The organism is Moorena sp. SIO4G3 (assembly GCF_010692305.1).
Lineage (GTDB): Bacteria > Cyanobacteriota > Cyanobacteriia > Cyanobacteriales > Coleofasciculaceae > Moorena > Moorena producens_A.
Genome location: NZ_JAAHIG010000063.1, coordinates 1 through 25,399, shown reverse-complemented (window position 1 = coordinate 25,399; position 25,399 = coordinate 1). Strand labels below are relative to the sequence as shown.

Genomic DNA, 25,399 nt, shown 5'->3' with positions numbered 1-25,399 from the left:
AATGTTGAAGGTTGGAATTTTGAAGGTTGGAATTTTGAAGGTTATTGGGTGTTAAGGTTATTTGGTTAGATGGTTGAAGCTTTAAAGAGCAAATATCGGCAAGATTCATACTTTGAACAGCCCCTAAGCTATGTCCAACAACGTTCTGGTGAACAATGGCTGATTGGCTATGACAGTCAGCAACTTCACCAACTCATTGAGCAATACTGTCAGCAATTCTCCCAACTTTCCCAGGAAAAAGCACCGAAAATTCTTTTAGTAGAGCAAAGTCCTCTTAAATTTCTCGCTGCTTTCGTAGCTGCTGTTGCCAGTAATTGTTATGTCTTCTTAGGGAATCCCCACTGGGTAAAACTAGAATGGCAACAAGTCCTTAACCAAATCCATCCCGATCTAATTATCGGAGAATTAGCCAGTATCATTGAGCCATCACTACTCAATAATCAACACTCAAGGCTCAATAAAAAATATTCAATCATCAATAATAAGCCCTCAGCACTCATTATGATTCCCACAGGGGGCTCATCTGGCAAAATCCGCTTTGCCATTCACACTTGGGAAACCTTAATGGCATCAGTAGCAGGGTTTCATCAGTATTTTGGGAACAAGCCAGTGAATTCCTTTTGTGTCTTGCCTCTGTATCATGTCAGTGGTTTGATGCAGTTTATGCGATCGCTTACCACAGGCGGACGTATGGTAATTTTGCCCTTCAAAGCCTTGAAAGCTGGGGAAGGACGAGACATTGATCCCAAAGAATTTTTTATCTCTCTGGTACCGACTCAACTAGCCAAGCTGATCAACCAAGATGCGGCTGAGTGGTTATCCCGGTTTCGGACAGTCTTGTTAGGCGGTGCTCCGGCGTGGGAATCCCTATTAACACAAGCAAGACAGTATCATCTTCCTTTAGCTCTCACCTATGGCATGACCGAAACCGCTTCTGGTGTAGTCACCCTTAAACCTGAGGATTTCCTCAGTGGTAATAGTGGTAACAATAGTTGTGGTCAGGTGTTACCCCATGCCAAGGTCAAGATTCGCAATGGTAGTGGGGAAATCCTCGAAGCGCTCTCTACCGGTGTGATTACTATTGAGGCAAAGTCTTTATTCCATGGCTACTATAGCCCTAGCACAAATCTCGCCCTAGAGTCTGAGCTAAGTAAATTGCCCAACAGAGTCCAAACGCTACAATCGGACGATTTAGGCTATTTCGATCAACAGGGTTACTTATATACTGTTGGGCGTCGCAGTAACAAAATTATTACCGGTGGTGAAAATGTGTTTCCCGCTGAGGTAGAACAGGTAATTCGTGGCACAGGGCTGGTTAGTGATGTTTGTGTGATTGGCTTACCCGATGACTATTGGGGTCAAGTGGTAACCGCTGTTTTTGTGCCTAGTTCCGATCAGGTTTCTGTTGCGATGGTGCAACAGAAGGTAGAGGGGAATTTGAGTAAATTCAAGTGTCCTAAGGATTGGGTAGCGGTAGAATCTTTACCGCGCAATGGTCAAGGAAAATTGAATTATCAGCAGGTGAAAGTTATAGCGCGAGATGGGTTAAGTTAATTGAAACTCAACGATACCAATCAGGTTAAGGTAAATTGTTAGGCTGGAAATAAATGCGATCGCTTCTTGATGTAGTCGCGCTTTGGGTTAAACCCCCTGTTCCCTTACTGCATCGCTATTGCATGCCTTTTGCCTTTTGCCTCTTGCCTTTTGCCTTGCGCGTAGCGCTATAACTGCCTCAACCCATGACTGCTCCGAGTAAAGCTATTTCAACCGAATCACTTCCAACTGAATCCAAAATTATTACTAGCGGTTATCCCTTAAGTATTGCGCCAATGATGGATCGCACTGACCGCCACTATCGCTATTTCATGCGCCAGATTACACGACAGACCTTACTCTACACCGAAATGGTCACCAGTGCCGCAATTCTCCATGGCGATCGCGAACGCTTGCTAGGCTTTTCCTCACAAGAGAAACCCCTAGTCTTACAAGTTGGTGGTGACACTCCCAGTGACTTAGCTGAATGCGCCCGAATTGCTGAAGCTATGGACTATGACCAGATTAATCTCAACGTTGGTTGTCCCAGTAGTCGGGTGCAAAATGGAAATTTTGGAGCTTGTTTGATGGCGCAGCCTGAACAGGTAGCACGCTGTGTAGAGGCTATGGTTAAAGTAGTGAACATACCCGTTACTGTCAAGCACCGTATCGGTATTGATCACCTTGACCGCTATGAAGACATGGCTAACTTTGTTCGCATTGTCTCAGATGCCGGTTGTCAGCATTTTACTGTACATGCTCGCAAAGCTTGGCTACAGGGTTTGAGTCCAAAAGAGAATCGCAACGTCCCACCCTTACGTTACAGTGACGTCCATCGTCTCAAGCAGGAGTTACCTGACTTATTCGTGGAAATTAATGGTGGATTTACTAGTCTTGAACAAGTGCAAGAACAACGGGAGTATGTCGATAGCGTCATGATTGGGCGTGCAGCTTACGACAATCCCTATCTGTTTGCCAAAGCTGATGGTGATATCTATAGCGAGACAGTTATACCCCCAACTCGCCATCAGGTTGTCGAAGCTATGTTTTCCTATATTGATCACTGGGTAGCCAAAGGTTTTAAGCTTAACAAAATTACCCGACATATGCTGCAATTATTTGCAGGGCAACCAGGTAGTAGAGCTTGGAAACGTCATCTAACTGAAAATTCCTGCTTGGTTGGTGTTGGTTCTGAAGTCGTTCGCGAAGCTTTAGATAAAATTCCTTAGGGTAAGCATACAGCGGTCAGCGGTCAGCGGTCAGCTAATGCGCTACGCCCAAGCTACGCGAACAGCTTATGGGTTAGGTCACAGGCTTCTAGCCTGTGCCACCTTTTATTGCCATATCTCACGTTTTATATTATTAAGTATTTTTGTACTAGTGTAAGATATAATAATCATAACATTAATAGTAGTAGTAGCGGATTTAGGTACAAAATTCTGATCTGAGTCAGATTTTATATTTCAAAGGCAACCCACCTATAAATAATAAATAATTAACCATGAGATTTATCAGCCCCAAAACCGATTTTGCTTTTCAGAAAATCTTTGGTTCCTCTGAAAGTAAAGAAGTCCTGATCAGCTTTCTAAATGCTCTGATATATCAAGGGGAATCTAGAATCAATAACTTAGAGATTATTGACCCATACAATGCTGGCTATACTACGGAATTAAAGGATACCTACCTGGATGTCAAGGCGATTCTAAATGACGGCTCCACGGTAATTATTGAAATGCAAGTGTTAAATGTCCCGGTTTTTGATGAACGAGTAATCTATAATCTCACCAAAACCTATGGCAATCAATTAAAATCTGGGGAAAGGTCTTCTAAACGTAAGCCGGTGATTGCTTTAACGATTACCGACTTCACCATGTTTGAGGAAACCGACCGATACCTAACTCGTTTTGTATTTAAAGAAGAGCAAAAAAACTTTATCTACCGAAACGAACACCTAACCATGGTGTTTGTGGAACTGCCGAAATTTTCCCGGGGTTTAGAAGACTTAGAAACGGCATCGGAGAAATGGATATATTTTATGAAGGAAGCCCCAAATTTAGAAGCAATCCCCGATACCTTATCAGAAATCCCGGAAATTGCTCAGGCGCTAACCATAGCTAATCAAGCCAATATGAGTAGAAAAGACTTGGAGGAATTACATAAACGAGAAGTATTTATGGAAGACCGCAAAGGTGAAATTCGTCAAGCTCTGGAAGAAGGCCGAGAAGAAGGAAAACAAGAAGGCCGGGAAGAAGGGAGATTATTAATGCAGGGACTGATATCCCGTCAACTGGAAGGCAAACTTGGTGCAATTCCCTCAGAAATTCTAGAGGTAATTCAACAATTATCTCTAGAACAATTAGAAGGTTTAGGAGTTGCTATGGCAGATTTTACCAGCTCCGTAGATTTGTCGAATTGGTTGCGGGATAACCAATGATATATAGCAATTATTAGAGTCATGAGGACAAAGCTTATCCATTTAAGGCATGCTAGCAATAGTAAAGAGGGTTTTAAGCCCACTATTAAGTAGGGTGGGCAAAATTCTAGGATCTGGAATTATCAAAAGAACTAAACGGTTTTTGCCCACCCTACAAGCTATTTAGTAACTTGTCTTGATGCAAAGCGCGAGTGGGGGAAACCACGGCAGCGCTGCCTCCCCAAGACCGCGCTGAATCGCTTTTCTATCCGTTTATCATAACTATGAGTAATCCCTTTAAATCCCTGATCTAGGTTTTTAAGCAGGTGCACAAAATTAATTACACATTTTGCAAAACTCAAAGCCTTACGATGTAAGGGTTACAGAGATTCTTAGTAGGAAATTAATTTTGTTTAGGTGCTTATAAAACCAATCTTTTACTTGTTTATGAAGGGTAGGATAGTTGGCTTTAAGAGCTAAAACGTAATCAGCTTTGGCACTGATAATTTGAGAGGCAATGGCAGTTTGCGTACCCATAGGATCAATTGTTACGATATATCCAGCTAAATCTAGTAATTCTAATAAGGCGGGATAGGATCAATTGTTACGATATATCCAGCTAAATCTAGTAATTCTAATAAGGCGGAAATTGCCGTGATTTCCTTTGATTTATCAGCTAATTTTACTTGTCCTAAAACAAGACGATATTAACTCGACCATGCACTGAGTTAGTGCAAAGCGGTTTTTCCCAGTACTCTATCATAAGAGCCTTTGATAGTTTTACCGTCAATGGAAATTACCTGTGCTTCTACTGTCTCAACTATCGATTCGACCGAACGTCTAAAACATCTCTCGAATATTTTTGGGTTGATACGCAACTCCATAGGAGACGCTGCGCGAACAAACACTCGGCGAAATGTGTCTGCACTTGGGATACCTTTAGGTAAAGCTAAAAATTGCTCTAGCCATTCATATCAGGGTAAACGCATCTAAATTTGTATTAAAATTTACATATAAAAATTAAACAATAGTATCAAAAATCTAGAATCACCCTGTTTATTATCAATAAGCCCAATTCATTCTCAATTATTTGCTGTGTTATCCTTGGCGGATTTGAGAGTACTCTAAATTCTGGTTGCGTACGCAAAATTGAAAGTATTATTGCTTTATTTAACTTAACATACCTGAGCTTTTCAAGCCCGACCTACTTAATTTTGTTTAGGTGCTTAAGATTACTTAATGAAGCTAAACAAAATTTACTGATTGATTTTTTTATACTCGCCCTATTTCTCAACAAATTTCGCTAATTGAGAAATTTTGGGTAGGGTATAAAATCCTGTACCTCTCACTGAAAGTGCTTAAGAGCCAATTTCCTTAGATCGAACTCAGGCTGATCACGCGCGTGCTATTCGTTACATATAGCAATTCTAAATCATTTGTAAAATCAGGCAAATCTGGAATCGTTGCTGAGAAAAGGTTATAGCGATCACTTTAGCCAATATATTTCACGAATCATTTAGGACTGCTATATTATTTATGTATAATTGCGGATAATGCCTATTTTGTATACCCGAAAAATTACGTAATTTTTCGGGTATACAAAATAGGCGTTGAGTTGGAAAGATAATAAAACATATAATAATCAGTGCTAAACCATGGAAAAATCATGAAAAAATACATAAATAGGACTGTCAAGTGGTTGACAGTAGTAGCTGTTGCCGTCCTGATCATTCAGGCAAACACTCTTCCCGCAAATGCTCAATTTATTATTGAGCCAGGTGACACTTTTGAAGGCCCATTCGCCCCGCAAGTTGTAATTACTGCTGTATGCGCTAGTTCTGATTTTGGTGAGTATTCGTTTGAGGTTTCCGATGGGATCTCAAGCTTCCCACTTACCGATAGAAATTATCTTCCCTGCCGTACCCTAGGCGACAGTTATTACCCTTCTAGTAGTCGAGGAAATGAGATTGTTGTAAAAAACACCGGAAACGTGCCAATTGAGGTGTTCCCCATTGTTAAATAATGAGGAAACCTAAAGCGTAAAAGATAACTACATAACTAGTTGCAATAATAATTTCGACTAGTTGGGAAATGCAATCGGGAGAAATATATACATATGTCCAGTTCGATACAGATTCAAAAAATTTGGATTTGCCCCCCCTTAGCGTTTGCACGATTTGGTCAGTCACCTGATCCCATGGAGAATTTTCATTGGGCTTCTAATGACTACTCTCCCCGAGGAACGGCTGAAACAGTTATTAAACCGTCACTCACCTTTAAAATCGATGCCGAGGGTAAAATTGATCACTATCTACCAGCAGAAATTCGGTTCAAAGATGAGCATGGACACTGGCGTCCAGTCTGCCCCTTTTTCGAGTTACATGCCCGCTGGTCCGATAGCACAGAAGGACCTTTAACCACAGAAGGACCTTTAACCATCGATGTTTTAGAACAAGCTGGATTGCAACTGAGTAACATTACCTGGAATGTAAAAGCAGCTAATCATAAGGCGTACCACTATACATTGTCTGAAGGCGATAAAGTCAAAGGGGAGGTTACTGTCACTGGGGACGAACATTGCGCCCAGACTATTGCTGGAACTAGTCTAGAAACAGGTAACCACCTAGTTCCCAACGGGAAGGACATCCCCCTAGGACAAGTTCAGGTGATTCGTCCTAATCCCACCTGGCCTGAAATCCGCTTACGAATTACCCCTCCAAAAGGATTGGTTTACGGTCCCACGAATCTGGAAGATCGCGATCTCAGTGCTTTAGTTCCCGAAACCCAGAATCGGGCTGCGTTCCTCAGCAAAATTCACTGTATCTTAGATCCCAATGCCAAATGGCCTCTATGGAAGCCCATAGATGAGGACTATCGCACAAACCCAGGAGGTCTATATGCCCAAGAGCCTGATGGTAAGAGCTTGGGATTCCTGGATGACTCCAATGATGGCTTAATCACAGTAACACTGACTGGGAGCGCTGTTGTTGGCGGAACACTCACAGCCTACGCACGCTATACCTGCTGTCCCCAAGATTTCCAACCGGATCGCCGCCCCTTTGTGTCCATTGCCGATGGGCTTAGCAACTTGGTGAAGCGTGAAGAAGTTTTAAACTCTGAGTTCATTGGGGGAGAAAATTGGCCCGAAACGGAAAAAGACATTGCAGATCTAATGCAGCGAGTCCGCGAGACGATGGAAGCCTCCAATCTAGATCATCAAAATTTGCGCTCCAAGCTTGGAAACCTGGCGTTTTCAGACACCCCTGATGAGCCTTTCGAGCCTATGGCTCCCCGACCGGGGCATCCTTTACCTTTAACCGAACTAGGACGGATGAACCATGCTCGTTTCCTAGCCTATGAAGTCTTTAAGCAACGTTTAGCTCAACGACCTGAGTTGTTTATAAAATGGATCCGAAGCCCCCTAGCAGAACCCCGGGAGTATGACAATAAAATGCCAGCTTTAATGAGGGGCTCAGACTCTGCTCCCATGTACATTACCCAGCGACAGTACTATATGATGCGGGAGTGGTTGAAGATTGTTAAGAATTCCTGCGAACAAAACAAGGAGAGCCATGAGCATGAGTAACCCTTCAATGCCATCTCCCTCGGTCACGGCCTTAGAGGACCCCTCTTGCCCAGAACCAGAATTGTCCCAAGACTTTCGCCTGTTTGAAAGTAGTCTTGGTCAACATCTGTTTGTGGTTGATGGCTCGAGGATTTTTGATCTGGATGCAGCCACAGCAAAGTATTTCTGGGTTCTCCTCAATGACCCGAAAGAGGGTACAACCTCGAAGGCGGTCGAAGTCCGTAGCGTTTTTTCCATGGCAAGTGGTAAACCTGCGATCGCGCCAACACCCTTATCCCCTCCTCCCCTGCGCTCCCTTTCCCTCAATGTGGCTCAAAGCTGCAACCTCGGTTGTAAGTATTGTTATGCCGACGAAGGGGGATTTCTAGGAAAAGCTCAGTTTATGGCTCAGGATGTTGCTGAACAAGCCGTTGATCGCCTGATAGCCGAAGCTGAGCCTAATGTCGATTTAGTTGTGGGGTTTATGGGGGGAGAACCCCTACTCAATCGCCAGTTAGTACATCATATTGCTGGCTATGCTCGCCGCCGAGGCGAAGAAAGCCATCATAAGGTGCGATTCTCGATTACAACGAATGGGACACTGATTACCCCTGAGGATGCAGCATTATTTTCCGAGTATCGATTTAATGTGTCTTTGAGTTTGGATGGTCCTCAAGATGTTAATGACCGGTCTCGACCAACCCCTAACGGGCGAGGGAGTTATGCGGAGGTGATTAAGGGACTAAAGCATCTCCAGGCCCAACCGCCAGCCCATACCTCAGCCCGCATCACGGTTACTCCCCAAACCGGACGCCTGTTGCCCGTCCTCGAGCATGTCTTGTCTTTAGGAGTGGATGACGCTGGATTTGCCCCCGTACTTGTTTCTCCCAATCCTGAGTATGCATTTCAAGCCTCAGATTTTGTGCAGTTTCTCGAGCACATGATTGAATGTGGTGAAGTCTGCAAGCAACACTTATTGCAAGGAAAGCGATTTCCCTTCACTAACTTTGAAACAGCACTCAACGAAATCCATCGAGGTAGCCATCGTCCTTACCCCTGTGGTGCGGGTGCGGGCTACTTAAGCGTCAATGCTCAAGGAAAGCTTTATGGATGCCACCGGTTAGTTGACGATTCCAATTGGGAGATGGGGTCAATACAGCAGGGTTCTGACTATAGTGCTCGGGCACAACACTTACAGCGCAGCCATGTTGACTCGATGGAACCTTGTCGCACCTGTTGGGCACGTTACCTCTGTGGTGGGGGTTGCTATCACGAAGTAAATAAACGCGGTCGAATCGCCTGCGACTACATTCGTGGTTGGCTTGATTTCTGTCTGGCCTCCTATGCAGAGCTTTCTACCCAAAAGCCTGAATATTTCCTCGACCCTGAGACTTATTTCGTCACATCACCTGAAATGATTCGCCAATAATCAGTAATTATCCATTATTTCAAGGGAGATATTTTCATTATGAGCCAGAATCACCCCCCCCAAGATCCCCAAGAGTGGAAAATTTTTCCCCGCAATTTGACAGCTAGGGCAGCTTATATAGTTCCGGGCAATCCCACAACCACCCGTCCAGAGGATGGGGTAGACAATTGCTATCCCGGACTGGAAATGGATAACCGCAATTTACAAAAATATTTTTTCCCAGGCACATATTTCGAGGTTTATCGTTCTGATGGTGCTCGATTAGCCGCCCTAACTCCCCAAGATCAGGCACAGCAATGGTTGAAAATAGGCTTGCTAGAGGAAGATCTCGACAAAAATCATCTTTATCTATGGACTCTCAAAGGTCAAACAGCCGCTGAAAAATCCGACGATCCCCCCTCCGACAATCCCCCCTCAATCGATTTTGTTAATGTTAGTGACAAAAGCAAGGGGCAATTGGGGGGACTTTACCCTTGGCGCAAAGTCAATGCCTTATTTCCAGGGAAGGTTGGCATTATAATTGGACCTAACCCTCCAGAGGAAGGGGATGAACTGGAGGCCGCCAAGCAAAAACTGGAGGAACTTTGGCCTTCTACTAATACTGGTGGTTATGTGGAGCGACCGGAAACCGATTTAAAATGGGCTGTTTTAATTGCAAACCGCGCCCCCTACCTCAATGCCCAAGGAACTCTCGATCCTGATGTTTATCAACCCGGAGAGCTCACCCGCACCCTCTGTACTCCCTGGACTTATGACTTTCGGGATTGTCAATGTTTTTATTGGGCATCTAACAAACCTGATGTCAATGCTAGTGAGGATGGCTCTTATCCCTATCTCAATTTTCAGCGTAAAAATTGGCAAGTCGAACCCCAAACAGAGGATATTGCTAACAGCTATAATGGTCGGCGATTGCGGGAGATCGACTATGCTGAAATGATGACTGATTGGGAGCAGCTACGTCCTGTTGTCAATGGTCGGGAGTGCGGTCAGTCCTACAAACCGGCAACACCTCCCTCCGGTAACCCACTCACTCTTGAGCAGATCAAAGAGGAATTAGCCTATCTCGCCACCGTAGAACATGCCCTGGCAGTGCAGTATCTCTACGCTTACTATTCTGTGAATGCCCCTCAAGAAGAACCAGAGGATACTAGTTTAGAGGATTTCCGGCTGTGGAAAGGAGCTCATGAAATCTTCGAGATTGCCATTGATGAAATGCGCCATTTCCGCTGGGCTAACGAAGTTCTAAAGCTCTTGGGTGCTGACACCACTATCCAGCGAGCTCCGAAGCTGGGGCGGCGCTTCCAAATACCTTTCTACCTGCAAAGTTTAACCAGTTCTCAGTTACAGTGGTTTGTTGACGTTGAACGTCCTAGTCGATCAACTGTAGTTGGTCTGGATGGCATGTATGTTGGTATTCAAACTTCGCTACAGAATCTGCCTTCAGATACTCTCGATCCTGAAACCCAGCTTCGTGCCGTGGAGATCATCAAACTCATCATTGATGAAGGGGAAGGGCATTACGTGCGTTTTAGCACAGCCCAGCAAAACTTGGCATTCTTCAGCGATAATGATCGCGGTGATTTACCGGGTTATATTCGTCTTGGTCAATGGCAGCAACCCAGTGATAATCCTGATAATCCAATAATCCCCGGGGGAAAGCTTTATGGGGAACCCCATCAGGAAACTTCAGGGGAGGGTCCGGAGTTACAATACCAAAGTAATGTTCTTTACTTGAGTCTCTTAGGTTTATTGAAAATTGCCTTTGCCTGCCAGAATGAAAATGTCAGTAGTAAAGGATTGCGTCGTGCTATTGCCTTGATGATTCTTATGAATTATTTCAACTTTGAATTAGCTCGAAAGGGAATGACCCCCCTATTTACATTTCCAGAATGGCTAAAAGGGGATCCCCGAGTAACATCCTCAGCAGCGGCTAAAACTTTGCTCAACAAACTCAAACAAGAGTTGGTGAATGCGGGGATTATCAAGGAGACTACCCTTCCTGCCATTTCTGAAGGCATTAATTTACTGTCAGTTGAATCTGGGACTAAACAAGAGCCGGTTCTGAAGCGTACTCTGAAAAAAGGTCACGAGGACAAGGTAGAAGACGTGATTAAATACTTTGAAGATGTCGTCTGTGAAGCAGAGTTCTAATGGACTTTCATAAGCAGAATCAGCCAACAACACCGTCTATCGCTGTTGTTGGCAACGGATTAAGTGCGCTGGCTTCTGTGGCAGCTCTAGCCAAAGTGGGGCGTTCCTGTGATTTGATTGGGGACCCGACGAAGGACTCCCACGGACCCCCTCTTGTCCTCAATGATGTCAGCGAGGCCCTGCTTGGCATTCTATTTCCTGATATCTCTTTACAAGCCTATGGATACCGGCTCACTCATCGTTGGGTGAGATGGGGGTCTTCCCACAGTCCTGTGAAGGTATCCCAGCCAGCTTTGGCTTTGTCCTCCAATACTCTATTGACTTTGCTCAGACAATCCCAGGTTGCGCGAGCGAGCAAAATCCATCCTATCGATCCCGATCATCCCCCTGATCCTGCTACGATGAGTGAACTGTTGAGACCTTATCAGTGGGTTATACACACTAACGCGACGACTGTGCCTCCGGAGGTGAACTGGTCTGTTCTGGGGGGAGGGCAACGGATAATGGTGACCACAGAAGGGGAAAGTATATCTGCCAATGACTCTTGCTGTTACATAGAGTCATTGGCAGATAGTTGGTTATTTTCTGCTCCGCTTTCTGAGCGTCGCACGATTATTCAGGGTTGTATCCCCTCTGCTCCTAATACTCCTCAACAAGCTTTGTTGGAATCTCTCTACCAAAGTCGGGGGATCGGTTCCCGCGTTAACAACGTAAATTCAATTCGCTGTTTTCCTTGTTCCCCCTATATTCGTCAACCGTTGTGCGGGGTCGGATGGTTTTTGGTAGGAAAAGCAGCCATCAAACTCGATCCCGTTAGCGGTGAAGGCACCCCTTTTGCTTTGCGGAGTGCTATTCTCATGGCGGCAGTCCTAGATGGAATTTTGAGTGATCGCCTGCCCCTAGAAGCTGGACTCCAACATTACTGCTCTCGCCTGACTTATTCATTCATTTCTCATCTACAGGGATGCACTCGCTTTTATGAAGAGGCATTTGGGTTTCAAAAAAATTGGTCTTCGGAGTTGCATTGCATGTATCATATTCTAAATATTCTATACCCTCAATTTGATCAAATACTCCACGACATACAACTTTATCAGTTAGTAGATTTTAGGTTAGTCCAATCATAAAAATCGGTTCTTCACTCAGGGTAAACGCATCTAAATTTGTATCATCATTTACATTTAAAAATTAAACAATAGTATCAAAAATCTCTCACGGGGTGACAACAAAGCTTAAACCTAGATAGGTGTTGGGTTTTAGGTTTTAGGTTTTAGGTTTTAGGTTTTAGGTATTGGGTAAAATGAGCGCATCGGTGTCATTTGTATTTCCCAGCAATTGAAGCAATTTTCACCAATTCAAGTTCATAGATAGTTTTAATCAATCCATCCCGCTTGACAATTTTACCATTAACCTAACCCCTAAAACCTAACCCCTGTAAGATTTTCAATTAGCTTGTCACCCCCTGAGCAAAAATCTAGAATGATCCTGTTGATTCTCAATAAGCACAACTTATTATCAATTATTGGCTGTATTATCCTTGGTCGATTTGAGAGTACTCTACATTCTGGTTTCCTAAGGAAATCCTCCTTTGATTCTTGTTTAAAGTCAGCGGAAAATTTGTTGGCTTTGAACAAAAAAAACTGCTTTAGGATGGGATTTATTCGAATTTTACAAAAAATTGAGTTAATCATTTTTTTTGTCTATTACCATTTATACCAAATTAAGATGCGTTTACCCTGTGATAACCCCTACTCTCTGCAGTTGCTTTTAGTACCTCTAAGAGAAAGTAAAGTTGGGCATCAGATGTATTGTTAGCCATTGCCATCAACTGCTCTACAATAGTCCTTTAACTATTATACTACTTTAATTTAAAGGGAACAGGGAGCAGGGAGTAGGGAGTAGGGAGTAGGGAGTAGGGAGCAGGCAATAAACGCTATAGATATCAATGCTATATGTAGCATAAAAATAATCTGCACAAAAACGATGCTATTAAAGATAAATTTCCTGAATTATAAAGTTAGCTAATTGCATTTTTAATCAACCATAAAAATCTCTAAAAAAACTTTTAAAACCCCTTGACAATCAAACTTATAATCATTACAATAATCAATATAAATCAAGTTGAACTTTTTCACTATGTCAGCAAAATTTACCCGGAACTTCAAAAAACAACCAACTCAGCACACTCTGAAAGGTCCTCGTCAATCAGTAATTTATAGTATGCAGATGTTTTATTCACTGGGCTATGCCGAGATTGCTGAATGGACTCCTCTGGAGCCGACTGAAGTGCCCGGTGAAGTGATAACTACCATGACCAAGTATTGGTTGTTGCCATAACACCTTAACTTTCTGGGGGGGTTTCCCCCCCGGCCTTGGGTTTGGTCTGATAGTATAGGATCACATCCGAAAGTTTCGGGTATTTTTGTGACATAAATCAAAAGTTGAACTCCCTAGCCGTGGATAGTATTTCTACGGCTATTTTTTTTGTCAGCTCATGCTTAGATCGGGAATCGGGAATCGGGAATCGGGAATCGGGAATCGGGAATACTTGTGTTTCAGTAATTTTGGATCACAACATCATCTCAGGGGTTGCTTAATCTTGGCATGAATAGCAGTAGAGTGGGGATCCTGCCCGCCCGAAAATAAGCAGGAAACTGGCAAGATGCCAGTTCCACCAAGATGCCCATTCCACAAAATTATTAAAATCATTTCATTAAAAAGAAATATAGCTTTTCTTATAGCTATCAGGTAAACCGGATTTTTTACCTCTTACCTACTCCCTACTCCCTACTCCCTACTCCCTACTCCCTACTCCCTACTCCCTACTCCCTACTCCCTAGCCATTCCACGATTTCCTCAGGTAAGGGAATTTTGGTTCTACTCATTGCATTAATACAAACGTGCTTCGTAATTGCCTTGGCCAGTAACTGTTGCGATGACGAAGCTGTAACAACCTGATAAGCAATTTCAAACTTACTTTCACTCAACTGCTCAGGCATCAGGTGAATCAGGAGTAGATCCCCACAAAACATAGGACGCAAGAAATCTACACTGGCATGAACAATCGGAATAGCCACAGCGGGCTTAGTGAAAAAGGATTTGAGATTAATGCCCGATGCATCTAGAGAGGCTTCATAGGCTTCATGGCAGATAGATAAAACATTAGCAAAATAGACTACACCAGCCGCATCGGTATCTGAAAACCGAACAGTGCGATTATAAGTAAAAGAAACCATGCTATTTTACTGTAATGAGGTACAAATTTTGGGGTTGTTAGGGAACAGGGAACAGGGAACAGGGAACAGGTAATATAGAATAATTAAAGATGGAATTTGGAAGTAGGAACAGGGAAAAAAACTGTGTACCTGATTAGGTTATAAATCGCTCTAGACTTGATATCTTGATCTCATTGGTAAATTAGCAACTAACGATTATATCATGTTCATATAATCAGTTATCAAAAAACCTAGCTTCCTTCTGGTAGGTAATCTCTCTTCTGATGCCCTGTTCCCTGTTCCCGTCTTGATGCAGTCGCTCATGGGGGAAACCCCCTGTTCCCTTGCTGCATCGCTGTTCCCTGTTCCCTATTACCTACTATTTATAATTGTTCAACCGCACATGATATTAACATGAATGGGATTAAAAAAAATTACCAAGCAGCAGTATATCTCAACACTGACCTCCAGGGGTCAGGATTCCCAATTCTCTGCCTTCACGGTCATCCAGGCTCAAATCAGTGCGTTTCGGTTTTTACCCAACATCTATCCCAGAGGTTCTGGACTATCAGCCCTGATTTGCGAGGATATGGTAAAAGTCCAGCTGATCGGAATTTTCAGATGACCGAGCACTTGACTGACTTGGAATCCCTCCTCGACTACTACCACATTGACCGCTGTTTGATACTAGGTTGGTCTTTAGGGGGAATTTTGGCCATGGAGCTTGCCCTGAAGCTACCTCAGAGAGTCACGGGTTTAATTTTAATCGCCACAGCTGCTCGACCCTGGGGTAATCATCCCCCCATTAGTTGGCAGGATAATCTCTATACCGGCATCGCTGGTGTCTTAAATTGGTTACAACCAGGATGGCAGTGGAATATTGACACATTTGGTAAGCGATCGCTTTTTCGGTATCTGATCCAACAACACACAACCAGCACCTACCAGTATATTGCCAAGCACGCCATATCAGCCTATTTACAGACCTCCCAAGCCGCTACACAAGCACTCAACACTGCCATTAGGGCTGGGTATAACCGTTTGCCAGACTTACAGCAGATTCAATGTCCCTCCCTGGTCTTAGCAGGAGCTGCGGATCGCCATATTACCGCAGCATCAAGTCGAGAAACCGCTCAACATCTTAAGGATAGCCAATGGCAATGCTATGACAATACTGCTCACTTGTTTCCTTGGGAAATCCCGGATCAGGTGTTAAAAGATATCGACAACTGGATTAGCAATAATCCCCAAGTTTTAAGGTAATCAGAATGTAGAATTAAGAATGGAGAATTAAGAATGGAGAATTAAGAATGGAGAATTAAGAATGGAGAATTAAGAATTCTACAAGTATTCAACCTAATGCAATTAGCCGTGGGCTAAAGGCTCACGCTGCGCGAACAGCTTTCCATAACATAGATTAAACGAATGCTTAGCTGTTTTATAGCCTTTATTCCATGTAATAGGTACAGTTATCAACCTCAAAGTCCCCCTTTTTAAGGGGGATTTAGGGGGATCCTTTTGTACCTCATGGGAAAGAGAATTTCTATATTCAAAAGCTGTTCGATGTAGCGTGCCTTATGCCCATAAGCTGTTCGCGTAGCGCTTAAGCTGATAGCTTACAATTCTAAATTCTAAATTCTAAATTCTAAATTCTTAATTCTAAATTCTTAATTCTTAATTCTTAATTCTTAATTCTTAATTCTCAATATGGTTAAACATCATGACGACTATTGAAGTGCGTCCTGTGAAAAATAAACAAGAGTTAGAGGATATGTACCACCAGCGGTGGCTTGTCTTCAGAAAACCCTTAGGTATGGAGAAAGGAACAGAACAAGACCAGTACGAAAGTAGTGCTTTTCATCTCGTTGCTGTCTGTAATAATCAGGTAATTGGTTCAGCAAGATTAAGAGAATTGTCTCCCGGATTGGGCACTATTGCCTACGTTGGACTATTACCTGAATTTCGTCACCAAGGCATCGGCACCAAACTGATCGAGACATTAATTGAAAAAGCCAAAGCAAACAATCTCAAGGCTTTAAGACTAATGACTAGAATTAATGCCCTAGGTTTCTATAGTCGCCTTGGTTTTATAGCTGACGGTGAGCCATTTGATTATGTTGGCATCAGCCACCAATTTATGTACCTTAATATCTAGCAAAGGGAAAAGGGAACAGGGAACAGGGAACAGGTACCTATCTCCCCATCTCCCCATCTCCCCATCTCCCTATCTCCCTATCTCCCCATCTCCCCACACCTCCCACCCTCTCCTTGATTATGGGTATTCAACCAGACTTGATATTAGCTTGCCATCTGCGGTTGATAAACTGGAAGAATTTCCAGCAATTCCGAGTAAAGGCAGAGATTCTTGATAGTATATTTAACAAACACTGACTCTTTCTGAGCACCACAAGACCCTTTCAGCTGCAATGTCTTACTTTCATCTTTAACCAATTCAGCACGACAATGGTAAATCAAGCCATTAGGTTTTTCAAAGCTGATCTCAGCTTGAATAGAATTCTGATTCGCATCTTCCTTAATAATTGAACCACCAACTTTGTGCTTAAACCAATTCCATCCGTAGCGGAGGATAAGTTCCCTTTCCAATACCTGAATTTTAGTCGGTAGAATTCCCCAACCTCGATAAACTCGATTGAAGCATTCAATATCACCACTACGGATTAAAATTGATTTAAATGAATCTTGATCTAAGACACCGTAGTATCTTCCATCTGGGAAATCAATCGCAGTGGGAGCAAACCGATGACCACCAAAGTGGCTAGCTTTCCAGAGTCTGACATTGGTTAAGGATAACTCATTAACAGTAGCTAAGGCTTTGCAGTAAAAAGGATTACCATACCTGGCGCAACACACATCATGGCTACCGTGGGTGCAAACTAAAATGTCTCTAGTGTCACTGTCTTGTGTTACACAGTTTGGCGTTTCTCCAGCTAAGAATTGTTTGACAATCCCAGCTACCTCACCAAGATTAGTCACATCAAACTCTAGCTTGCTGTACCCTTTTAACCTGGCTTCACCGTTGTGACTATAAATCAAAAGCTTAGTCTGATCGGCTTTTAGGGTTTTATTATTAGCAATCAGCAGGAATCTTACTGGCAGCTTACGGTGCTTCACCTCATCCACCAAACTCCTAAGATTCTCTGGAATATACTTAGAATCCATGGCATTAGACAGCCACGGTTGGCGGCATTCTACTAAAACATACACTTGGTAATTAGTGCCACTACCGATAATATCTTCGGCTAACTGCTGTGAATGGTCAGCACAAAAAAAAGTGCTCATCGTTTTGTCTCCTTAATTGTCATTTTATAAAAAACTATAAATATTTTTTCTAGCATTTTTAATAGCTATGATATACAGATAATTGGTTTCTTGATTCCCTATTGCCTATTGCCTATTGCCTATTCCCTGTTCCCTGTTCCCTGTTCCCTGTTCCCTGTTCCCTATTAGTTATACTCTGGAGTCAACAAAAATAATTCCTTCAGTAACTAAGTGGGTTAAAAGAGGAGCGACATCAACCTCCCAATCGAAATCTGGTAACCATGTCATGACATCACTACCGGTAAACGTCTCTCTGGTGAATAAATTTTCCACCAAGGAGTCAGTTACTCCTCTCAAAGCGATTTCTTTACCTGAAACGATAATTTTGTAGCCATTGTCATTTGGCAGATGTAAAATTTTGAGGCGTTTAAATTTGGGATTGCTAAACCTAGTCTCTACACCATTGGGAAATATATTAAATCCTGCTTGCGTAGGTAGAGAGTATCTAGCTAGTGGCTTGACTAAGCCATCAAGATAACAGTTATATCGTTCCTGGATATCACTGTTAGTAAGGTATTCTTTAAAATTTTCGATTAACTTATCAATCGACTGATCTAATGGAGCAGCATCGAACCGCAGTGGCAAATTTTTACGCCAGGCTTCATTCTGCCGTAACTCACTCACTAACCAGTCTAAAAAATCCACACCAGTCTGGCAATGAATACCTAGGGTTAAATGTAGTGACGGTTGATCGAGAGCAACAGCATAGTGCCAATGTCCACGGGGTATATACAACACATCACCAGGGGTAAGGGTACACTTCAAGTAAGGCTCCCCTTCCGGAGGTGTTTCAGACGCTGATTTTTGCTCAGTCAACGGGTATTTTAGAGTATCGGTAAATACGTACCATTCCTTGTTTCCGTCTATTTGCAAGATAAAGACATCGTGAGTATCGTAGTGACAGGAAAATCCCTGTTGACTGGGCCATGAACAATAGGAATTGACTTGAGCACTATAGCCTAAATCTTGTCTAACTTCTGAGGTGAAGTTAGTAATTTCTGGTACTAGTTTATGTACCTTGTCGATGATTAGAGTTGCCCCTGATTGGCACCACTTGATTAGATTGGCGTTTTCCTTTTCCTCCAAAACTTTGCCATCTAAGGCTAAGCGCAGCTCCGGATACTTGAATTGATGGAAATTCAGCAGATCGGTGAGTTTTTGCCAAGAAAATAGATCAGCAAACTTCTTTTCGTCCTCACTTGGGATAAATACTGCTTTACTCGTCCAATGGTATTCTAGGAATTTCTGCTCACTATAAGGCTTGAGGATTTTTGCGAGCACTGACATAACTATTTGAGAAACTTTAGCAACAAAAAATTTATACTAAGCAACTAGCTTGCACCAGAAATATAATTGAGAAGATTTCTCTAATTTCTGATACAAGCTCGGATTTAGCCAAAACTATTAGCAACTAAATTATTGCTAACAATTCTGGGCTCATAAGTAATAGCTACCTGATCAGGTCAGACAGTCTCAGGATTCCTCGCTTCTAAGATCACCACCGTCAGCGTCAGTATTTAGGGAAGATTCAGTAGTCTTACGGGAATTATTAGGAACGATTTCCTTGATTTCGACTTGAATTCTGCTAACAGTGCGCTTTTCAGCAGTTAATCCTTTGATTTGCTCTAACATACTTTGTCTCCAACTAGTGTAGATCACCCTTTTGCTGCTTAACCTTTCGGCTATTGCTCGAAAGGCTCAGTGATCGGGTATGTTCTATAGACTGTAACTCAAAGGGAACGCGGCAGTCAATAGTTGATATTAAATTTCAATAAATTTTGCTCAACCTATCCTAAGCCTATAACCTAAGAGTTAGCCTTAGAGATGTTCAATCAATGTGATGTACTGCTAAACCTTGCTATAGCAAGGCTTGCTCTGGTTAGTTTAGCAATAATTATTATCAATTAACTCTAGAGAGTTAAGTGGACTATAGAGAATCAGCACTCGTAAGCTGTCAGCTGTTGGCCATAGGCCACGCTACTTGAGGTGCTATCAGCCGTTGGCCATAGGCCACGCTACTTGAGGTGCTATCAGCCGTCAGCCATAGGCTCACGCTATGGGAACAGCCTAATGCTTTACATAAAGGCTGTTCGCGTAGCGTGCGGATAGCGCATAAGCTGTTCGCGTAGCGTGCGCGTAGCGCTTAAGCTGATAGCTGATAGCTGATAGCTGAATGCTTACAGCAATGTGGATAGACTTAGAAGTAGTACCGGAATCAAGAAGAAAACGCTTCCAATATAGACAAAAGCTAAATACTTCCGCTCAGTGGCAACAGCCGCTAAGGTTTCTGCACCCAGGATTGGCATTTGTCTCAAAACAGGAATGCTGTAGATGATCACAACGGCGAGGGTGTTGTAAAGTAGATGAACTGTAGCTATTTCTAGAGCAGGGATTGGGTTTTCGGTTATTCCGGTAGCGGCAAGTAACGCAGTGATACACGTTCCGATATTTGCCCCTAGGGTGAAGGGATAAATTTCTTGTAAACTCAATAAACCTGTACCAGCTAGGGGAACGATCAGGCTGGTGGTAGTGGAGGAAGATTGCACGATTACAGTGACTAGTGTCCCAGAAGCAATCCCAGCAATGGGACCGTTACCGATAGCAGTGTGCAACATCTGATTCGCTCGTCCTACCATTAAGGTTTTGAGCAGTTTGCCAATGAAAAAGATGGATAGGAAAATAAGACTGATACCCAAGACTATCAGGGCAATACCATTAAATGGTTCTGGAAAACTATTACTAACAGTGTGAAGTCTATCACTGACTGGAGCCGTGGCGAATTTAATCAGGTTAACGTTGTTTAAGTTAATGGAATTTTCACCCACAACCAGGCTTGTTAAAAACAGACTCATCTTTTCCAGGAAGTGAGTGGTAATTTCCAAAGGTAGGAATATAACGACACTAATCAGATTGAAGAAGTCGTGGATGGTTGCAGCAGCAAAAGCCTGTTTAAATTCGTCCTTATTTTGAATATGTCCTAAACTAACCAGTGTATTAGTGATGGTGGTGCCAATGTTAGCCCCCATAACCATAGGAACAGCCGTTGCCACTGGCAAACCACCAGCTACTAGACCCACAATAATCGAGGTTACTGTACTTGAAGATTGGATTAAAGCAGTTGCTAGGGTACCGACAATTAAGGCAGCAAAGGGATTAGTAGCAAACTCGAACAATTCCTGGGCTTGCTCCCCAGTAGCTGACCTAAAGCCTGTACCAATTATCCCTACTGCCACAATCAGTAGGTAAACCAAAACCAGAATACCTACCCATTTGTAGAAGGTAACAACAAGCCTGTTTGAGTTCTGAACGCTTTCCATTACTTTACTACAGTGTTTGTATTTGGGTGGTGAACATAGGATTGAACTACAAAGGGAACAGCGGATCTGGGAATAGGGAACAGGGAACAGTACTAAAAAGCTTGGATGTTTTTTTGTACTGGTGCAAGCTCTCAGTATGATGTACACAGGATTTTTGGATTTTTCCCGATTCCCGATTCCCGATTCCCGATTCCCGATTCCCGATTCCCGATTCCCTGTTCCCTGTTTCCTAAAATTACCAAATTAAATCAAGGTAACCAAAAATTACTAAATAACGTCTGACCAAACTCCCGTACAGTTTTGTTAATCTTACGTGTGACCTGAATATGAAATTCATCAGCATCAACAGGAATAATCTTGGCTAAATTCCCCTGTCTAAAGCGCCTAATCACCAAATTTGCTGCCTCTAAACCGGTAACATAGGCTTTTTCCTGAGACCAAGAACCGTGGCGAGTGATAATCCAATCCCCGCTCATAAATACATTTTCAATACTAGTGGTTCGCTGCATCATATACTGATAGCTACCGGGAGCAAAGTGAGTCACCCCTTGGGGTACTCGAATCACACTACTGTCAATCAGATTTGCCTCTCTAAAACCAGAAACACAGGTGCCTAAGTCACGCTGAACTTTCTGGATAATCTGCTGATCACTCAGGGGTAGCAACTGGTTAGCATGGTAAAAGTCTGCTTCAATCACGCTACCAGGTTCATCCCGGTACTCATCGTGCAAAGCATTAAGGTCAAAAAATGTCCAACCCGTGGTGGCATCAAAGCCAAAACAAGCATTAGAGGGATGGCGAATCTCAACTTTGCGGTCAAACCATAGCCTGGTTGATAGCACATCAATTCCCCCTAAATTCATCAGGTTCCGGAATTCCTTGCGGCTTTGGAGCATGGTGCTACTCTGAAGGATTTTCTTCATACCATTGATACTGACAGCAAAAATCACCGCGTCAGCCTCAAAGCATTCATCACCACAGATCACCCCTTTGGCCTTGCCTGTGTGGTCTATGATAATGTCATTGACCCGTTTATTGGTAAGTACCTTTCCCCCGGCTTTCTCAATCTGTTCCACCCAGGGTTTAAATATCATTTGTGCTACCGTTCCTCGGCACCAGACCACATCAAAGTCCGGTTGGTGAGCCAAAATGAAGTAATACAGCATTCCTAGGGCGGCTGCGGCTGAACATTGCTCTCCTGGAGCAAATAAACCAACTAACAGCATGGGCTCAAAGGAATCCTTGTACAGTCGAGCCGAAACCCCAAACTGTTTAAATAATTCACGGGCGGTTACCGAGTCATACCTAGTCCACGCCTGGTGGGAATTATCGAAGTCAATAACGGCATAGAGCAGGGGTAAGGCAGAGAGTCGATCAATCAGGGGTAAGCGTTTAAAGTCGGGGTAGAGGAAGGTTCCTAGAGGGGTGGGAAGTCGTGGTTCATTTTGAAAGATCGGGGATTCGACTTCTAATCCAGCAGGGGAATACTGAGAAGAACGGGTGAAAGGAGTGAAAGGATTGAGTCGGAGTTCCTTTACCAGCTTGAAAATGTTGTGATAGGGATACCAAAAACCATGAATTCCCCCTTCTACAGAACGTCCACCCCCTGTTTTCCATCCTGCCACTAAACCACCGGGATAGGAACTTGCTTCTAGGAGAGTGACATCGTAACCTTGTTTGGCTAAGTGGTGAGTTGCGCCTAAGCCTGCCCATCCAGCACCGACTACAACTACTCGTTTTCTTTCTGAGAATTCTGACATTGACCTAAACTTGAGTCTATTGACAACTCTTTTCTCAGGATGACATAATTATGAAGTTATGTTAAGCTAATTCCGTGATCACTCATGGGATGCTCCTTTGGAGCCGCTACGCGAACCCATTCGGAAAATCGTCAATACAGCAGTGGCTATTACCCACCTATTTTCATTGAAGTTGGGAAAAACGTCGGTAAAAACCAGTACATTAGTCCTATTGAACCCAAGATATTGGCTTGCTTTGAGCAATAAAAAAAGAAGCCGTTGCCCACGCTCCCTGGGTCGGTAAAGCGGAATCCCAATTAAAATTTCCAGCTTTCTAAAATCAAAGAAGAAATAATCTCAGGATTATTGATAATATAGGCAGTTTGTTGACATTAATTCAAAGTCAATTATGATTGCTATACTATCTTTAAACTTTTATCTGTAGTTTTTGATACGGATTTAGATGAGCTTACCCTGGGTAAGCTGTTTGTTTTGGTAGTGTTATAAGATGCTGGCTGTTGAGTGTTCACCAGCAAAAGTCAACAGTCAAAAGTTAACAGTCAACAGTCAACCAATTAGTTTTATCAAAAGTTCATAGTTTGATTGGTCTTTCTTCTTTTAAGCTTTACCAAACCTTTCCCTTGTATTTTTATCCTTGAAATAAGGATGGCTTTTAGGTGAAAGCTGATTAAGAATGGCTGATAGCACCTCAAGTAGCATGGCCATTCCCTTAGGGTGATCAAGGCTGAATGGTGAAAGCTTACTTAATAAGTTCAGTGGTAACAATTGAGCTCATGTCCGGTTGTTTTGGTAGTGTTCATCTTTGATGAGCTTTTTGGTAATAGGTAAGAGCTCTGGAATAATCTCAATTACCAATTACCAATTACCAATTACCAATTACCAATTACCAATTACCAATTACCAATTACTAATTACCAATTACACAAGCTTTACAATACCTAGGCTCCTGGACATGCTATGACTTCTAGCTATATAAATTTTTATAACTTACCGCCAATATGGCAATACAGCTCAATAGTAATCGTGTTTGATTACTGGATGTCTACCTACTTAACTAGAACTCTGTAAAAGGCATTCCACAGTAATACCTTTGCTGAGGACTTTATTGATTAAATTTAGAGATGTATAGCCATGTTCACAACCAACAAGCAAAGTACTAATCCATCCCTCTCAGAGGTAGCTGATCTCAATAGCAGTCTCACTCCGCCTGAGCCACTGCCCAAAAAACGTGTTGACTTACTAAAACCTGTGCGCCAATGGCTGGATCAAATAGAAATTACAGATCAAACCCTAGCTAGATTCCTATCCAAAATTATTCCTGGTCAATGTCCCTTTGAGCGGGATTTAAAACTTTTCGGTCACTTAGTACTACACATCCCTCCCCTATGTAAGCTCAACCCTCTCTATGAGCAATTAGCTAGCCTGCGTTTCCGGGCTCTGTGTTACCTAGTGGATCAGTGTGGGGAGGATATTCAATTTTACGCTTGAGAGGGGTATATAGCGCTACGCGCAAGTCACAAGTCAGAAGTCAGAAGTAAGCTATGACTAAGTTTCGGAGTTGACAAATGTCTTAATCTGAATGCGTAGTGCTATACCCCTTGCTAGTTATGCTGAGCAAGGGGCTTCCAAGTTGACAGAAGACTGCCTGCTAAACACCTTTCGACCGCGAACAGGTCTTACGCCCCGACCTCAGAAGCACTCAGCCAAAATCCTCTGCTTTGCCTATGTATCACCTATGCATAACCTGCGGTGAATGGGAGAGTAACCAACTCCTCAACAGGAATTCCACCCAAGCATCAACAGATGCTAACAGCAATAATTACCAATTCCGATAGTAGCTTTAAATAGATTGAGTATACCCCAAATCTAAGCTCCAATAACCCAAGGAACCCGAGTCACCAGCCGCGTTATCTTTGATGATCAGCTGCCAGGTTCCAGCTGCAGAAAGACCATCAAATGCTGATAAGGATTCTACAGGGTGATAATTCCCAACACTTGTGAATGACCTAAACCAAAAAAAAGGCTTCTTCCACAGCAGAAAAGTTTTCTTTAACCTATTTTGTCTTATATTTTAAACACAGAGGCTATAAATTTCAATCTGATCAGTTATACGGCGGTTTGCATAACTATCAGGTACACAGGATTTTTTTCCCTCTTCCCTATTCCCTCTTCTGTGCTCCCTGCTCCGAAGTCCCTGCTCCGAAGTCCCTAAAAGGGTGCATCTCAATGCATGCAATTAGACAAAAATTATAATAAAATTCCGACACTGCCTACACTACCCACTCTCCCTAAAATCCCCACGCTTGCGACACTTCCGGCACTTCCCTTCTTTTTTACAAAGATGAGATGCACCCCCCTAAAAACCTAGAACTTTGTACCTAACTGAATTGCAAACCGCTGTATTTATGTTAATTATTTTTTCAATTTTGCAACATTAGATTGTCAATTAGTAGTTAGTACTCAAAACGTAAGCATTCAGGCTAGCACATAAGCTAATAGCTGATAGCGATAGGCTGAATGCTTACCTCCAAACTACTAACTACTAATAACTAATTACAGGATACTAAAGCTAATCGCCTTGATTTCTAGTTAAGGTGATTAGTCACCACCCATCTTTGGTGCTAATCAGAGTTTGTGCAATAAGCTTACTCAGCTGTAGCTAGTTCTGTGCTGCCAA

The 25,399-nt window shown here is 42.9% G+C and carries 21 protein-coding genes and 2 pseudogenes; 14 read left to right on the top strand and 9 right to left on the bottom strand.

What is annotated here, in order from left to right; all coding sequences use genetic code 11:
* The first annotated feature begins 69 nt into the window (after window positions 1–69).
* From F6J99_RS14120 to F6J99_RS14110, 3 genes are all read left to right on the top strand, one after another.
* A complete protein-coding gene (locus F6J99_RS14120) occupies window positions 70–1,554 on the top strand; it encodes a 2-succinylbenzoate--CoA ligase (protein WP_293113465.1) in 1,485 nt (494 codons plus the stop codon).
* A gap of 185 nt (window positions 1,555–1,739) precedes the next feature.
* Entirely contained in the window at window positions 1,740–2,762 is a 1,023-nt protein-coding gene (gene dusA, locus F6J99_RS14115) for a tRNA dihydrouridine(20/20a) synthase DusA (protein ID WP_293113464.1), read from the top strand.
* 272 nt (window positions 2,763–3,034) lie between these two features.
* Window positions 3,035–3,967, top strand: a complete 933-nt coding sequence (locus tag F6J99_RS14110; protein WP_293113463.1) for an Rpn family recombination-promoting nuclease/putative transposase — start codon at window positions 3,035–3,037, stop codon at window positions 3,965–3,967.
* 345 nt (window positions 3,968–4,312) lie between these two features.
* On the opposite strand, the pseudogene F6J99_RS14105 reads toward F6J99_RS14110, so the two are convergent.
* Both F6J99_RS14105 and F6J99_RS14100 read right to left on the bottom strand, forming a co-directional pair.
* Window positions 4,313–4,537: pseudogene (locus tag F6J99_RS14105) on the bottom strand (ISAs1 family transposase); the annotation flags it as partial.
* Window positions 4,538–4,542: 5 nt separating this feature from the next.
* Window positions 4,543–4,914, bottom strand: a pseudogene (locus tag F6J99_RS14100) (ISAs1 family transposase); the annotation flags it as partial.
* Window positions 4,915–5,612: 698 nt separating this feature from the next.
* Between F6J99_RS14100 and F6J99_RS14095 the strand changes: the two are divergent.
* From F6J99_RS14095 to F6J99_RS14065, 7 genes are all read left to right on the top strand, one after another.
* A complete protein-coding gene (locus F6J99_RS14095) occupies window positions 5,613–5,969 on the top strand; it encodes a hypothetical protein (RefSeq protein WP_293113462.1) in 357 nt (118 codons plus the stop codon).
* Between the two features lie 93 nt (window positions 5,970–6,062).
* A complete protein-coding gene (locus F6J99_RS14090) occupies window positions 6,063–7,532 on the top strand; it encodes a hypothetical protein (protein WP_293113461.1) in 1,470 nt (489 codons plus the stop codon).
* Window positions 7,525–8,940, top strand: coding sequence for a radical SAM protein (locus F6J99_RS14085; protein WP_293113460.1), 1,416 nt, complete (start codon window positions 7,525–7,527; stop codon window positions 8,938–8,940). Before F6J99_RS14090 ends, F6J99_RS14085 begins: the two co-directional genes overlap by 8 nt.
* A 39-nt stretch (window positions 8,941–8,979) precedes the next feature.
* Window positions 8,980–11,091: a ferritin-like domain-containing protein gene (locus F6J99_RS14080; RefSeq protein WP_293113459.1), complete on the top strand. Its 2,112-nt coding sequence runs from the start codon at window positions 8,980–8,982 to the stop codon at window positions 11,089–11,091.
* Entirely contained in the window at window positions 11,091–12,218 is a 1,128-nt protein-coding gene (locus F6J99_RS14075; protein WP_293113458.1) for a hypothetical protein, read from the top strand. Before F6J99_RS14080 ends, F6J99_RS14075 begins: the two co-directional genes overlap by 1 nt.
* Window positions 12,219–13,227: 1,009 nt before the next feature.
* Entirely contained in the window at window positions 13,228–13,428 is a 201-nt protein-coding gene (locus tag F6J99_RS14070; protein ID WP_293113457.1) for a hypothetical protein, read from the top strand.
* 119 nt (window positions 13,429–13,547) lie between these two features.
* Window positions 13,548–13,688 (top strand): hypothetical protein, encoded by a 141-nt coding sequence (locus F6J99_RS14065; protein WP_293113456.1) that lies wholly within the window; start codon window positions 13,548–13,550, stop codon window positions 13,686–13,688.
* 225 nt (window positions 13,689–13,913) lie between these two features.
* Here the strand turns inward: F6J99_RS14065 and F6J99_RS14060 are convergent, their stop codons facing one another.
* Complete coding sequence (locus F6J99_RS14060) at window positions 13,914–14,327, bottom strand: thioesterase family protein (RefSeq protein WP_293113455.1); 414 nt, start codon at window positions 14,325–14,327, stop codon at window positions 13,914–13,916.
* A gap of 393 nt (window positions 14,328–14,720) precedes the next feature.
* Here F6J99_RS14060 and F6J99_RS14055 point away from each other — a divergent pair, with 393 nt between their 5' ends.
* Entirely contained in the window at window positions 14,721–15,569 is an 849-nt protein-coding gene (locus F6J99_RS14055; protein WP_293113454.1) for an alpha/beta hydrolase, read from the top strand.
* A 457-nt stretch (window positions 15,570–16,026) separates the two neighbouring features.
* Entirely contained in the window at window positions 16,027–16,461 is a 435-nt protein-coding gene (locus F6J99_RS14050; RefSeq protein ID WP_293113453.1) for a GNAT family N-acetyltransferase, read from the top strand.
* 143 nt (window positions 16,462–16,604) lie between these two features.
* Here the strand turns inward: F6J99_RS14050 and F6J99_RS14045 are convergent, their stop codons facing one another.
* From F6J99_RS14045 to F6J99_RS14025, 5 genes are all read right to left on the bottom strand, one after another.
* Window positions 16,605–17,606 (bottom strand): sucrase ferredoxin, encoded by a 1,002-nt coding sequence (locus F6J99_RS14045; protein ID WP_293113452.1) that lies wholly within the window; start codon window positions 17,604–17,606, stop codon window positions 16,605–16,607.
* 168 nt (window positions 17,607–17,774) lie between these two features.
* Entirely contained in the window at window positions 17,775–18,932 is a 1,158-nt protein-coding gene (locus tag F6J99_RS14040) for a cupin domain-containing protein (RefSeq protein ID WP_293113451.1), read from the bottom strand.
* 186 nt (window positions 18,933–19,118) lie between these two features.
* Entirely contained in the window at window positions 19,119–19,277 is a 159-nt protein-coding gene (locus F6J99_RS14035) for a hypothetical protein (protein ID WP_158517280.1), read from the bottom strand.
* A 545-nt stretch (window positions 19,278–19,822) separates the two neighbouring features.
* Window positions 19,823–20,962, bottom strand: a complete 1,140-nt coding sequence (locus tag F6J99_RS14030) for a Na/Pi symporter (RefSeq protein ID WP_293113450.1) — start codon at window positions 20,960–20,962, stop codon at window positions 19,823–19,825.
* Between the two features lie 248 nt (window positions 20,963–21,210).
* Window positions 21,211–22,722 carry an FAD-dependent oxidoreductase gene (locus F6J99_RS14025; RefSeq protein WP_293113449.1) on the bottom strand — a complete coding sequence of 504 codons (1,512 nt, stop codon included), beginning with the start codon at window positions 22,720–22,722 and terminating at the stop codon, window positions 21,211–21,213.
* An 84-nt stretch (window positions 22,723–22,806) separates the two neighbouring features.
* Here F6J99_RS14025 and F6J99_RS14020 point away from each other — a divergent pair, with 84 nt between their 5' ends.
* Window positions 22,807–22,968 (top strand): hypothetical protein, encoded by a 162-nt coding sequence (locus tag F6J99_RS14020; protein WP_293113448.1) that lies wholly within the window; start codon window positions 22,807–22,809, stop codon window positions 22,966–22,968.
* Between the two features lie 885 nt (window positions 22,969–23,853).
* Window positions 23,854–24,210 (top strand): Mo-dependent nitrogenase C-terminal domain-containing protein, encoded by a 357-nt coding sequence (locus F6J99_RS14015; RefSeq protein ID WP_070393542.1) that lies wholly within the window; start codon window positions 23,854–23,856, stop codon window positions 24,208–24,210.
* Window positions 24,211–24,562: 352 nt separating this feature from the next.
* Here F6J99_RS14015 and F6J99_RS45575 read toward each other — a convergent pair whose 3' ends face one another.
* Complete coding sequence (locus tag F6J99_RS45575) at window positions 24,563–24,757, bottom strand: proprotein convertase P-domain-containing protein (RefSeq protein WP_365973309.1); 195 nt, start codon at window positions 24,755–24,757, stop codon at window positions 24,563–24,565.
* Window positions 24,758–25,399: the final 642 nt, after the last annotated feature.